Below are 13,091 nucleotides of genomic sequence, written 5' to 3'. Positions count from 1 at the left end.
ATAACCAGCCCGAGGAAGCGGCATGCCCAAAGATGTTATTACCCAACGCAGCGTTGATTATAACCAGTGGTACCTCGATATTGTACGCGAAGCCGATCTGGCCGAAGTCGCCGAAGTCGTGCGCGGATGCATTGTAGTCAAGGCGCACGGCTGGGCAATCTGGGAATTGATGCAACGCGCGCTCGATGACCGGATCAAAGCCACCGGCCACTCCAATGTCCAGTTCCCGCTGCTCATCCCCAAGAGCTTCATTATGAAAGAGGCCGAGCACGTCGAGGGCTTCGCTCCCGAAGTGGCCGAAGTCACCCGTGCCGGCGGTGAAGAATTGGCCGAGCCGTATGTCATCCGCCCTACTAGTGAGACGATCATCGGCTATTTCTACAGCAAGTGGATCCGCTCGTACCGCGATCTGCCGCTGCTCTACAATCAGTGGGCTAACGTGATGCGCTGGGAAATGCGCACCCGCCCCTTCCTGCGCACCGCCGAGTTCTGGTGGCAAGAGGGCCATACCGCCCACGCCACCGAAGCCGAAGCCGAGGAAGAGACGTTGCGCATCCTCCACGAGGTCTACGCCGATTTTGTCGAACAAGAGATGGCGGTGCCGGTGATCCGCGGTCTCAAGACCGAAAAAGAGAAATTCCCCGGCGCGCTTCGTTCATATTGTATCGAGGCGATGATGCAAGACGGGCGCGCGTTGCAGGCTGGCACCTCGCATAACCTCGGCCAAAATTTCGCCCGCGCCTTTGATATTACGTTTACCGATCAGAACAATACCATCCAGTATGCGTGGACGACGAGCTGGGGGGTGAGCACGCGCCTGATCGGTGCGCTGATTATGACCCATTCGGACGATGAAGGGTTGGTGCTACCGCCGCGCTTGGCTCCGATTCAGGTGGTGGTGGTGCCAATTTACAAGAATGATGAAGAGCGCAGCGCAGTGATGGCAGCCGTCAACCGTATGACCGCCGCATGGAAGGGCCGGCTGCGGTTTAAGGTTGACGACCGCGATAACTATAGCCCCGGCTACAAGTTTAACGAGTGGGAACTAAAGGGGGTGCCGGTGCGGATCGAGATCGGGCCGAAAGATGTCACCAAAGAGACGGTCGCCCTCGCTCGCCGCGATGTTCCCGGCAAAGCCGGCAAGAGCTTCGTACCGCAGGCCGGCCTAACCGAGCGGATCGAGGCCCTGCTGGCCGAAATGCAGACCGGTCTCTTCCAGCGCGCCCTTGCCTTCCGCGAGGCCCATACCGCTGATGTCACGACATACGAAGAGCTGAAGGAACAGGTCGAACGCGGTTTTGCCCGCGCGTTCTGGGCTGGCGATACCGCCGACGAAAAGCGCATCCAAGAGGAGACGCGGGCAACCATCCGCTGCATCCCGCTTGAGCAACCCGGCACAGTGGGCCGCTGCAGCTATACCGGTCGCGAAACCGATCGGCAAGTCATCTTTGCCCGCGCCTATTAGTGTGTGTCGCCGAGGAGCGCCATGAGCATAACGTTAACCAATTTAGCCGCCTTCATCCGCGAGCGTATCCCACAAACGCGCGAACGTTTGTGCCAAGCCGTGCAAGCCGAGAGCAGCGGTTATGCCGCTATCCCCGCCGATGAATTAAGCCCGGCCTTGCAACGATCAGTTGAAACGATCTGCGCGCTCTTCGGTGACAACAACAGTGCGCCGATCAACGAATGGGCGCCCCAAATCGGCCAGCGCCGCGCCCGCATGGGCTTCTCGCTCGACGATATGATGACCGTGGTGACGCGCATTCGCGAGTTTTGCTGGCAAGAACTTGACGCTTTCGGCAATGATCGGGTCTCAATCGGCGATGTGCGGCGCTTTGAGGATGCGATCAACGAGTTTAATCGGCTGCTGCTGCTCGGCTACAGCCAAGCGATGCTCGCCCTCCAGCAAGAGCTACGCGATCAGGCCAAGCAGATCGAAGCCCAACAACAGACCATCCGCGAGCTGAGCACGCCGATTTTGCCACTGTACGAAGGCATCTTGGTCTTGCCATTGGTTGGCGCGATCGATAGCTTCCGCGCCGGCCAGATTATGGAACGCCTGCTCACCGCCATCGCTGAACGGCAGTCGGATATAGTCATTATCGACATCACCGGCGTGCCGGTGATTGATACCGCTGTCGCCAACTACCTCTTGCAGACCGCGCGCGCCGCCCAATTGATCGGCGCGCAAGTCATTTTGGTGGGCATTGGCCCGGAAATTGCCCAGACGATTGTCCAGCTTGGGGTTGATCTGCGCAATATCCAGATCGGCGCCAATCTGCAAGCTGGGATTGAATTGGCGCTCGGCCAGCTGGGATACGCGATTCGCTAATTGTTTGCCCGGTGATGATCCTATGCCGAAAATCTTTGCCGATATCGTCGCCTTCGCCGAAGCTCATCTGGCCGCGAACGCCGAGGCATTCGTCGATCGCTTGCGCGCGCAACAACCAAATTACGCCACAATGGATCGGGCAACGCTGCTGCAAGCCGTGACCACCTCATTGACAGCCTTGTTGCATGCGATCAGCACCGATGATTCTCAACCGTTCCGCAACCATGCCCGCGCGGTTGGCGAAACGCGCGCGGCTAGCGGCTTTATTGCCGCTGATATGTTTGCTGCCCTGAACGAATTGCGGCATGTGACATGGGATATTGTGGAAGCGTTTGACCGCGACTGCCACGTCGTGACGGTCAACCACGTCCGGCGAATTGAAGATCTCTTGCAAGAGTTCGGCAAGACGTTGCTCACCAGTTTTAGCGTCGTCTACCGCACCATGCAAGCCCAGATTCACGATCAGGCCGAGCAGATCGAAGCGCAACAACAGACCATCCGCGAGCTGAGCACGCCCATCTTGCCGCTCTACGAAGGGATTTTGGTCTTGCCGCTGGTTGGCGTTATCGACAGCTTCCGCGCTAGCCAGATTATGGAACGCCTGCTCACCGCCATCGCCGAACGCCAATCGGATATCGTGATTATCGACATTACCGGCGTGCCGGTGATCGACACCGCTGTCGCCAATTATCTCTTGCAGACCGCGCGAGCGGCGCAATTGATCGGCACACAAGTGATCTTGGTCGGGATCGGCCCCGAAATCGCGCAGACGATCGTCCAGCTTGGGGTGGATCTGAGCGGTATCGCGATTGGCGCCAATCTGCAAAACGGCATCGAGTTGGCCCTGCGCCGCATCGGGAGTGCGATCAAACCAGCAGCATAGGTCATAGGTAGAGACACACCAAGAAGCGCAGACGGGGCGGTGTGTTCTGGTTATGCCCAAGGCGGGCATCCTAGCGTTGAGTATGCCAGCGCGTGGCTGCGCTGAGCCATGAGGGCGACGAGGAGGTCGCGTGACCACCGTCTTTACTGAACTCCAAGATTTTCTCCTTGCCCGCCGGGCCGAGATGCTGGCGGAACTGGCGCAGAGTGTGCAGCGACAGAGTGCGGGGTATGCCCGTCTGGCGCAGGAAGAGTTGCTGCCCACCGTAAGCCTGACTATTGAAGCCCTCGCCGAAGCGATTGGCAACCAAGACTTGCTGCCATTTATTGCCCACGCCGAGGCATTGGGCGAAATGCGCGCCTACGAAGGGTTTATGCTCACCGATGTGCTGGTAGCAGTGAATATCTTCCGCAACTTGACGTGGGATGCCTTAGAAGATTTTGCCGCCCGCCAACCCGCCTGTACGATTGAGATCGCGCGGATCGTGGAAGACATGATCGGGCAGTTTAAGCGGGCAATGGTCACCAGTTTCACCCAAACGTACCATCAGGTGTATGACCAATTGCGCGATCAGGCCAAGCACATCGCGGTGCAGCAAGAAACCATTCGCGAGTTGAGCACCCCGATCTTGCCGCTGTATCAAGACATCTTGGTGTTGCCCCTGATTGGCGCAATCGACAGCTTCCGCGCCGGCCAGATTATGGAACGCCTGCTCACCGCCATCGCCGATCGCCAATCGGATATTGTGCTTATTGACATTACCGGCGTGCCGGTGATCGATACCGCCGTCGCCAATTATCTCTTGCAGACGGCGCGGGCAGCGCAATTGATCGGCGCGCAAGTGATCTTGGTCGGGATCGGCCCCGAAATCGCACAGACAATCGTCCAGCTTGGGGTGGATCTGAGCGGCATCGCGATTGGCGCCAATCTGCAAAACGGCATCGAGTTGGCCCTGCGCCGGCTCGGCAAACAGATTAGACGGCGGTAATGCACGACTTTCGCACTGTTTCTGCCCAACATCACATTTGTACCGCCCGTTGCAATCGTAACTCGGCTATGCTAGAATAATCCACGTCTACAGCAAGGTCTTTTCCACTATAACCAGCGCCCCGCGTATTGCGCGCCGCGCCGGCAATCACATCGGGTCGTGCATTCGTGCAACGAAGGAGTTGGGGTCATGCAGGATCTGAACGCCGTCCAAAGTCTTGCGGTCTGGGCTGTGCTCGTTGTTTCGCTGCTCGGAATTGGGTACGCTTTCTTCATCCGCAGCCAGATCCTCGCCCAAGATACGGGAACACCCCGTATGCGCGAGGTCTGGGGGTATATCAAAACCGGCGCCAATGCCTATCTGAGCCAGCAATTCCGCACCATTTCAATTTTGATCGTGATTTTGACCTTCGTCTTGGCAGCTAGTGTGTTTATCATTCCGCCAACGACCGAAGCGGTCGAGCGGTTTGGCAGCAAAGAAGCAGCGACGCTCTGGGTAGCAATTGGGCGCGCAGTGGCCTTCCTGATGGGCTCGCTTTTTAGCTACGCGGTTGGCTTCGTTGGCATGAATGTCGCGGTTGAGGGTAACGTGCGGGTGGCCGCGGCGTCACGCAAGGGCTACAATCCGGCGCTGCAAGTGGCGTATAAATCCGGCTCAGTGACCGGGATGCTCACCGTCGGTCTCGGCCTGCTCGGCGGCACGCTGATCTTTATGGTCTTCGGCATTGCCGCCCCCGATGCCTTGCTCGGCTTCGGCTTCGGCGGCTCGCTGATCGCGCTCTTTATGCGCGTCGGCGGCGGTATCTATACTAAGGCGGCTGACGTCGGCGCCGATCTCGTCGGGAAGGTTGAGGCCGGCATTCCTGAAGACGATCCGCGCAATGCGGCGGTGATTGCCGACCTCGTGGGCGATAACGTCGGCGACTGCGCCGGTATGGCCGCCGACGTGTTCGAGAGCTTCGAGGTGACGCTCGTGTCGGCGATGATCCTCGGCATTGTGCTGGGCGATGCAGTGGCCGGCATCATGGGCGATGGCCAGTATGACCTGCGCTTTATCATCTTCCCGCTGGTGCTGCGCGCGATCGGCGTGATCGCGTCGGTGATCGGCAACCAGTTCGTCACTACCGACGAGCGCAAGCGCAACGCGATGGCGGCAATGAACCGCGGTTTCTACATCGCGGCAGGCTTGGCCATTATCGCGAGCGCGGCGACAACGCCGGTCTTTATGGTTGATGCTGCCGGTAACGTTGATTGGCGCCCCTTCTTTGCGACCCTGTCGGGTGTGATTTTAGCGATTGCGCTCGATAAACTGACCGAGTACTTCACCAGCACCCATTTTAGCCCGGTCAAAGAGACCTCGAAGGCGTCGCAGACCGGCTCAGCCACCAATATCCTCTCTGGTCTGGCCCTCGGTATGGAGAGTAGCGTTTGGGCGATTTTGGTCATCTCGGCGTCGATCTTTACCTCGGTGTTGATTTACTCCGGCGAACCGGCGGCGACGCAGTTCACCGCGATTTTGTACGGCGTGTCGCTGACGGGCATCGGCATGCTGTTGTTGACCGGCAATACGATTTCGATGGATAGCTTCGGCCCGATTTCCGATAACGCGAATGGCATCGGCGAAATGGCCGGCCTCGATAAGAATGCGCGCAATGTGATGGATGACCTCGACGCAGTCGGCAATACGACCAAGGCAGTCACCAAGGGCATTGCGATCGGTTCGGCGGTAATCGCGGCGGTGGCGCTCTACGGTTCGTATTTCACCGATGTGAATAAGGTGATCAAGCAGATGATCGATGAGGGCGCCAAGGGTATCGATCTGCTCTCGTCGATCAACGTCGCTGCACCGGATGTCTTTATCGGCTTGCTGATCGGCGGTGCGGTGCCGTTCCTCTTCTCGGCGCTGACCATTCGGGCCGTGTCGCGCGCGGCAGCGCAGATCGTCAACGAGGTGCGCCGGCAATTCCGCATCCCCGGCCTGATGGAAGGCAAAGTGGTGCCTGACTATGCGCGCGCGGTGCAGATTTCGACCACGGCGGCGCAGAAGGAGCTGATCAGCCTTGGTCTGATCGCGGTGATGGTGCCGATCATCGTCGGCTTCACGCTTGGGGTTGAGGCGTTGGGCGGCTTCCTCGCCGGCATTATCCTCACCGGCCAGTTGATGGCGGTCTTCCAAGCCAACGCCGGCGGCGCGTGGGATAACGCCAAGAAGTATATCGAGGAAGGCAACTTCGGCGGCAAGCATAGCGAACCGCACAAGGCAGCCGTGGTCGGCGATACGGTCGGCGATCCGCTGAAGGATACGTCTGGCCCCGCGCTGAACCCGATGATTAAGGTGATCAATCTGGTGGCGCTGATCATCGCCCCGATCATCGTCACGATCGAGCCCGGCAACCCCGGCGTGATTGTCGCCATGATCATCTGTGTCGCGGCGCTGGTGTGGGCAATCTGGCAGAGCAAGCGCGAGAGCGAGGCGCTGAAGGAGATCGCGCAGGCGCCGGCATCGGCGGACTAGTTGTGGTGATTGCCATCAGAGCAGCTCAGGCAAGAGCGGGTCGTAAGGGCATAGGTATCCCCCCCGATGCAAAGGCAGACTCGATCAGCTTGTGTATCAGAGCAGCTCAGGCAAGAGCGGGTCGTAAGGGCGGGTTTGAAACCCGCCCTTACACGTATCTCCTAAGCACATGCCGCTTCTTGCCTCTAGCCTATCGCCCCCCCCCCCCGGCGCACCCCGACTTCGTTAACGCCGGGTAATCAACTCTTTTCGCCAAAACAGTTGCACATCGATTAATATCAAACCAGCGTCCGCTCATTAGTCAGGGAGATAGTCAATGACGACATCCACGACCGAGACCGCTGCTGACCGGGGTGCGCACCCTACCGGCGATAACCGGCGCAAGATCCTCGAAGCGACGATGAAGCGCTTTCAGTATCAGGGCGATGCGCTCATCGAAGTCCTGCACAAAGCGCAGGAGCTGTACGGGTTCCTCTCGCCAGAGCTGCTGAGCGACGTCGCGCAGCGCCTCCGCTTGCCACCGAGCCGTGTCTACGGCGTCGCCACCTTCTATCACTTCTTCTCGCTTGCCCCGCAAGGCGAACACACCTGCACCGTCTGCTTAGGCACCGCCTGCTACGTGCGCGGCGCAGCGCTCTTGCTGCGCGAACTCGAAGAGCTAAGCGGCGTGAAAGCTGGCCGCACCAGCGCCGATGGCCGCTTCTCGTTGCTCACGGCCCGCTGCCTTGGCGCGTGCGGGCTTGCGCCGGCAGCCTTGGTTGATGGCGAAGTGGTCGGCCATGCCGACCGTTCCGATTTGGCAGCGCGGATTCAGGCGCTGCTTGGCCGCGAGAGGTGATTATGGATCTCCACGAACTTGAAGCCATCGCCGAACGCGAACTCGCTCAGCGTCCACGCTTGCGCATCCTGCACTGCTCTGCCACCGGCTGCCAAGCGTCAGGTACATTAGAGGTCAAACGCCGGCTTGAAGGACTGCTGGCCGAAATGGGCCGGCAGGTCGAGATAGATATCAGCGCCGTCGGGTGTCTTGGTTTGTGCGGACGCGGGCCAATTGTACGCATCGAACCGTTAGGCGAGACGTTCGAGCATGTGAAACCAGATGATGCCGCCGAGATTGTTGCGGCGCTCGATGGTCACGCATGCCATGTGGCCCGTTGCGACCAAGACCATCCCTTCTTCACCCGCCAGTTGTTGATTGTCCGCCGTCATTGCGGTCTGATCAACCCTGACCGGATTGAAGATTATATTGCGGTGGGCGGGTATCGCTCGCTGTATCACGTCATTCACGAGATGACCCCCGCTGAAGTGATTCAGGCCATTACCCGCAGCGGCCTGCGCGGACGCGGCGGCGCCGGCTATCCGACCGGCCTCAAGTGGGCCACGGTGGCGAAAAGCCCCGGCGAGCGCAAATTTGTGATCTGCAACGCCGATGAGGGCGATCCGGGTGCGTTTATGGATCGCAGCATCCTTGAGAGCGATCCGCATCTCGTGCTGGAGGGGATGGCGATTGCCGCGTATGCCGTCGGCGCCGAGCAAGGCTTTATCTACGTGCGTGGCGAGTATCCGCTGGCGATTGAGCGATTGCAAAAGGCAATCGCGCAGGCCCGCCGGCATGGGTTGCTCGGCGCGCAAATCTTTGAGAGCGGGTTTAACTTCCGGGTTGATATCCGTGTCGGCGCCGGCGCATTTGTCTGTGGTGAAGAGACGGCCTTGATCGCCTCAATTGAAGGCCGGCGCGGCCAACCGCGCCCCCGCCCGCCCTACCCGGCTGAGAGCGGGTTGTGGGGAATGCCAACATTGATCAACAACGTCGAAACGTTCGCTAATGTCACTGCAATCATCGAAAATGGCCCGGAATGGTATAGCAGCATTGGCACCGAGAAGAGCAAAGGCACTAAGATCTTTGCTCTCACTGGCAAGATCCGCAACACCGGCCTGATCGAAGTGCCGATGGGCATTACCCTGCGCGAGATTGTGGAAGAGATGGGAGGCGGTACACCCGATGGCACTCCGGTGAAAGCTGTACAAACCGGTGGCCCGTCGGGCGGCTGCATTCCGGCCAGCCTGTTTGATACACCGGTCGATTACGAGTCGCTGGCTGCAGTTGGCTCGATTATGGGGTCGGGCGGCATGGTGGTGATGGATGAACATACCAACATGGTTGATGTCGCCCGGTTCTATATGGAGTTTTGCAAAGATGAGTCGTGCGGTAAGTGCATTCCGTGCCGGGTAGGCACGGTGCAGCTCCTGAATATGTTGACCAAACTACGCAACCGGCAAGCGCATGCCAGCGATTTGGTCAAGATTGAAGAACTCTGCGAGCTGATGCGCGAGACGAGTCTGTGCGGGTTAGGCCAATCGGCCCCCAACCCGGTGCTCAGCACCTTGCACTACTTCCGGCACGAATACGAGGAGTTGATCGGCGCGGAGGGCAACCATGGCAGCTAAAACCCTTACCATTGACGGACATCTCGTTTCGGCCCGTCCCGGTGAGACGCTGCTGACAGCCATCCGCGAGGCCGGGATCACGATTCCGACACTCTGCCATCTCGATGGCCTGTCTAATGTGGGGGCATGCCGGCTGTGTCTGGTGGAAATTGAAGGACAGCGCCGATTGCAGCCAGCCTGTATGACGATGGTCAGTGAAGGGATGGTCGTGCATACCAACACGCCGCGCCTACAGTCTTACCGGCGGCAGATCATCGAACTGCTCTTCGCTGAGCGCAACCACGTCTGTTCGGTGTGTGTGGCCAGCGGCCACTGCGAACTGCAACGGCTGGCCGGTATGGTCGGGATGGATCACGTGCGCTATGAATACCTCTCACCCGACTGCCCGGTGGATATTTCGCATCCACGGTTCGGCATCGACCACAACCGCTGCATACTCTGCACCCGCTGCGTACGCGCCTGTGACGAGATCGAAGGCGTGCATACGTGGGATGTGGCCGGACGAGGGGTTGATGCGCGGGTGATTACTGATATGAACCAGCCGTGGGGGACATCGACTACCTGCACCAGTTGCGGCAAGTGCCAACTCGCCTGCCCGACCGGCGCGATCTTCCCGCGCGGTGTCACGGTTGGCGAGCGGCCCCTTGCCAGCGAACGGATTGCATTAATTGTCGAAGCGCGCAAACAGCGCTGGTAGGCGTGCAAGGAGAGGTGCATGAGCCGGCTACGTATTGCTACCATCTGGTTAGGCGGCTGTTCGGGCTGCCACATGTCGTTGCTCGATCTCGACGAATGGCTGATCGAGCTGGCCGCGCGCGCCGATTTGGTCTATAGCCCGATCGCCGATACCAAACGCTTCCCGCCCAATGTTGATCTGACCCTGATCGAAGGCGCAATCGCCAACGACGAACATCTCGAATTGGCCCATACGGCGCGCCGCCACAGCAAGATCATCGTCTCGTTCGGCGACTGCGCCGTCACCGGTAACGTCACCGCGCTGCGCAATCCGCTCGGCCCGGCCCAGAACGTCTTGCAACAGGTCTACATTGAGCACGGCGATCCGGGTGGCATCATTCCGCACGATCCGGGGATCGTGCCGGTGCTGCTCGATAAAGTGGTGCCGGTGCATCATGTTATTCCGGTTGACTACTACTTGCCGGGGTGCCCGCCTTCGGCGCCACGGATTCGGGCCTTGCTGGAAACGTTGATTGAAGGGCGCGAACCGGCGGCTGATATTCGCTACGGCTAGACTCATAGCGGCAGCGACGCGACCACCATTGTCACGTTGCAACGCTGCTCTCACCATACATACAAGGAGTGCGCGATGGGCCAACGTATCGTCATCGATCCTGTCACGCGCATCGAGGGCCATGCCAAGATTAGCATTCACCTCGACGAAGCGGGTGATGTCGCCGAGACTCGATTTCACGTCACCGAGTTTCGCGGCTTCGAGCGCTTCTGCATCGGGCGACCCTTCTGGGAGATGCCCGGCATTACGGCGCGCATTTGCGGCATCTGCCCGGTCAGCCATTTGCTGGCCTCGGCCCGCGCCGGTGACGGCCTGCTGGCGGTGCTGATTCCACCGGCAGCCGAAAAATTGCGCCGGTTGATGAATCTCGGCCAGATTATCCAATCGCACGCGCTGAGCTTCTTCCATCTCAGCGGCCCCGATTTAATGCTCGGCTTTGACAGCGATCCGGCACAGCGCAACGTCTTCGGGTTGATCGCTGCCGATCCCTATCTTGCCCGCAACGGCATCCGGTTGCGCCAGTTTGGGCAAGAAGTGATCGAGTTGCTGGGAGGGCGCAAGATTCACCCGGCATGGGCCGTGCCGGGAGGGGTGCGCAATGGACTGAGCCAGAGCGGGCGCGACCAGATTCGCGCCAAGATCCCTGAGATGCTGACGATTGCGCTCGATGCGATCGGGCGGCTGAAACATCTGGCCGAACGCTACCAGCGCGAAATCGAGACCTTTGGCGTCTTTCCCAGCCTGTATCTGGGAATGGTCGGGCCGAGCGGGCGCTGGATGCACTACGGCGGCAAGTTGCGCGTGATCGATCATACCGGCAAAATTCTGATCGACGAGCTCGATCCGATCGATTATCGCGATGTCATCGGCGAAGCGGTCGAACCGTGGAGCTACCTGAAGTTCCCCTACATTCGGGCACTCGGTTATCCGGGTGGGATGTACCGGGTTGGGCCATTGGCGCGGATTAACGTCTGCTCTACCATGGGAGCGCCACGGGCCGATACCGAGCTGCACGAACTGCGCGAGCAAGCCGGGCCGGTGATCGAGGGCAGCTTCTACTACCACCACGCCCGGCTGATCGAGATTATTGCTGCGCTCGAACGCATGGAGATGCTGGTCGAAGACGACGATCTGCTCTCGAATGAGCTCCGTGCCAACGCCGGCGTCAATCGCCGCGAGGCGGTCGGCGTGAGCGAAGCGCCGCGCGGCACGCTCTTCCACCACTACAAGGTCGATGACAAGGGTTTGATCACAGATGTGAACTTGATCATCGCCACCGGCCAGAACAATTTGGCCATTAATCGCACGGTCGGCCAGATTGCCCAGAGCTACATCCGCAACGGCCAATTTGATCAAGGCATTCTCAACCGGATCGAAGCCGGAGTGCGCGCCTACGATCCGTGCCTAAGCTGCTCGACCCACGCCGTGGGGCAGATGGCGATGGAAGTCGAGTTGTACAACCCACAAGGCGAGTTGCTTGATCGGGTACGCCGTTAAGGCAGTGGTAAAGGAACGCGGCTCGCGATCACGAGCCGCGCCAATCATCGTATCGTTGCTGCGGCCGGAATTGGTCAACCCCTCTCATGTCCAAGTCCGCCCGCAGCCATTTCCACTGTAGCAACGGCGTCGCTATCGATGCGCGAACCAACAGCCAGCGATGGACGAGAGCACACTGTATATTGCAATGATAGAGGATAAGGAGGGAGAAGCAACCAAAAAGATATTATTCACAGACAACAAAGTTCAAACAGTAGAAATTTTACAACGATACCCTATCGTCATATCAAGTTTTTTGCGTTATAATTGTTACTACTCTTACCAAGCACCTCGCGGAAAGGGTTGGCTATGGGGCACATCTGCCAGCGTCGATGCCCGGCAGTAGCACCGCAGGGTCTGATCATCGGGTACGGCAGCCCGGTACGTGGCGATGATTACGCTGGGCAAGCCGCAGCCGAGCTGATGCGGCAATGGCGTGTTACCGGCTTACAAGTGATCACGCAGGCCCAACTGACACCGGAACTCGCGGCGGTCATTGCCCGCTCACGGCGGGTCATCTTCCTCGATGCCGCAGTTGATCGCACGAACGTCGAAGTGCGCCTCATTGAACCGGCCACCGTCCTCACCTCAAGTCACCAGAGTGATCCGGCAACGTTATTAACCCTTGCCCGCATCCTCTACGGTCACGCGCCGCGCGCAGTCTTAATCACTATCCCCGCCTACGATACCTCACTCAGTTTAGTGCTCAGTCCTGCTACAGCGCGAGCGGTCGCGCATGCCGCCCGACTCGCACGGGCTTATCTCAGACGGCGTTATTGGCCATTGCAAGCGCGGGCCGTTGGTTAATCGCTAGTAGTGGCACGGTGTTGCAGCACATCACCGGGGATAGGCCTATCACAGACCTGGCCGGCAAAAGCTAGCGTATGTTACGCAATAAATCAACGCTTCGGCAGCTCCAATTGTGGAGTGCGGCAGTCTACTGCTGCACTCCATAACTAATCGTGTTTGGGTAGCCGTCGCCACAGCAAGGACCACCTGAGCGACCTCGCTCTGACGCCAATGCTACCGGCGTAGAACAACTTCAGAACAGCGCTCGCCGGCGCGCGGGCGGCGAAAAACACAACCCCCTAGCCTACTGGCTAGGGGGTGAGAGCGTTGGCACCTGAACAGGCACGCGTGG

Annotated in this window: 11 protein-coding genes; all 11 read left to right on the top strand. The window is 59.4% G+C overall.

Features of this window, described 5'->3' with window-relative positions; translation table 11 throughout:
* Positions 1-22 precede the first annotated feature (22 nt).
* Complete coding sequence (gene proS, locus U9R61_RS19295; RefSeq protein ID WP_322490438.1) at positions 23-1,465, top strand: proline--tRNA ligase; 1,443 nt, start codon at positions 23-25, stop codon at positions 1,463-1,465.
* A 21-nt stretch (positions 1,466-1,486) separates the two neighbouring features.
* Complete coding sequence (locus U9R61_RS19290) at positions 1,487-2,332, top strand: STAS domain-containing protein (protein WP_322490437.1); 846 nt, start codon at positions 1,487-1,489, stop codon at positions 2,330-2,332.
* A gap of 22 nt (positions 2,333-2,354) precedes the next feature.
* Entirely contained in the window at positions 2,355-3,215 is an 861-nt protein-coding gene (locus U9R61_RS19285; RefSeq protein WP_322490436.1) for an STAS domain-containing protein, read from the top strand.
* Between the two features lie 130 nt (positions 3,216-3,345).
* On the top strand, positions 3,346-4,203 hold the full coding sequence (locus U9R61_RS19280) for an STAS domain-containing protein (protein WP_322490435.1): 858 nt from the start codon (positions 3,346-3,348) through the stop codon (positions 4,201-4,203).
* 189 nt (positions 4,204-4,392) lie between these two features.
* Positions 4,393-6,717, top strand: a complete 2,325-nt coding sequence (locus U9R61_RS19275; RefSeq protein ID WP_322490434.1) for a sodium-translocating pyrophosphatase — start codon at positions 4,393-4,395, stop codon at positions 6,715-6,717.
* Positions 6,718-7,033: 316 nt separating this feature from the next.
* Complete coding sequence (hoxE, locus tag U9R61_RS19270) at positions 7,034-7,555, top strand: bidirectional hydrogenase complex protein HoxE (RefSeq protein ID WP_322490433.1); 522 nt, start codon at positions 7,034-7,036, stop codon at positions 7,553-7,555.
* Positions 7,556-7,557: 2 nt separating this feature from the next.
* Positions 7,558-9,165, top strand: a complete 1,608-nt coding sequence (locus U9R61_RS19265; protein ID WP_322490432.1) for a NuoF family protein — start codon at positions 7,558-7,560, stop codon at positions 9,163-9,165.
* Positions 9,155-9,862: a bidirectional hydrogenase complex protein HoxU gene (gene hoxU / locus U9R61_RS19260; protein ID WP_322490431.1), complete on the top strand. Its 708-nt coding sequence runs from the start codon at positions 9,155-9,157 to the stop codon at positions 9,860-9,862. The genes U9R61_RS19265 and hoxU overlap by 11 nt, the downstream gene beginning before the upstream one ends.
* Before the next feature lie 18 nt (positions 9,863-9,880).
* Positions 9,881-10,414 (top strand): oxidoreductase, encoded by a 534-nt coding sequence (locus tag U9R61_RS19255; protein ID WP_322490430.1) that lies wholly within the window; start codon positions 9,881-9,883, stop codon positions 10,412-10,414.
* Between the two features lie 75 nt (positions 10,415-10,489).
* On the top strand, positions 10,490-11,911 hold the full coding sequence (locus tag U9R61_RS19250; protein ID WP_322490429.1) for a Ni/Fe hydrogenase subunit alpha: 1,422 nt from the start codon (positions 10,490-10,492) through the stop codon (positions 11,909-11,911).
* A gap of 348 nt (positions 11,912-12,259) precedes the next feature.
* Positions 12,260-12,757 carry a hydrogenase maturation protease gene (locus U9R61_RS19245; RefSeq protein WP_322490428.1) on the top strand — a complete coding sequence of 166 codons (498 nt, stop codon included), beginning with the start codon at positions 12,260-12,262 and terminating at the stop codon, positions 12,755-12,757.
* Positions 12,758-13,091: the final 334 nt, after the last annotated feature.

The organism is Chloroflexus sp., assembly GCF_034431535.1.
GTDB lineage: Bacteria > Chloroflexota > Chloroflexia > Chloroflexales > Chloroflexaceae > Chloroflexus.
This window is presented reverse-complemented; position numbering and strand designations above follow the sequence as displayed.

Coding starts and splice junctions, on each gene's coding strand:
- proS (WP_322490438.1), top strand. CDS start 23: ATGCCCAAAGATGTTATTACCCAACGCAGCGTTGATTATAACCAGTGG.
- U9R61_RS19290 (WP_322490437.1), top strand. CDS start 1,487: ATGAGCATAACGTTAACCAATTTAGCCGCCTTCATCCGCGAGCGTATC.
- U9R61_RS19285 (WP_322490436.1), top strand. CDS start 2,355: ATGCCGAAAATCTTTGCCGATATCGTCGCCTTCGCCGAAGCTCATCTG.
- U9R61_RS19275 (WP_322490434.1), top strand. CDS start 4,393: ATGCAGGATCTGAACGCCGTCCAAAGTCTTGCGGTCTGGGCTGTGCTC.
- hoxE (WP_322490433.1), top strand. CDS start 7,034: ATGACGACATCCACGACCGAGACCGCTGCTGACCGGGGTGCGCACCCT.
- U9R61_RS19265 (WP_322490432.1), top strand. CDS start 7,558: ATGGATCTCCACGAACTTGAAGCCATCGCCGAACGCGAACTCGCTCAG.
- hoxU (WP_322490431.1), top strand. CDS start 9,155: ATGGCAGCTAAAACCCTTACCATTGACGGACATCTCGTTTCGGCCCGT.
- U9R61_RS19255 (WP_322490430.1), top strand. CDS start 9,881: ATGAGCCGGCTACGTATTGCTACCATCTGGTTAGGCGGCTGTTCGGGC.
- U9R61_RS19250 (WP_322490429.1), top strand. CDS start 10,490: ATGGGCCAACGTATCGTCATCGATCCTGTCACGCGCATCGAGGGCCAT.
- U9R61_RS19245 (WP_322490428.1), top strand. CDS start 12,260: ATGGGGCACATCTGCCAGCGTCGATGCCCGGCAGTAGCACCGCAGGGT.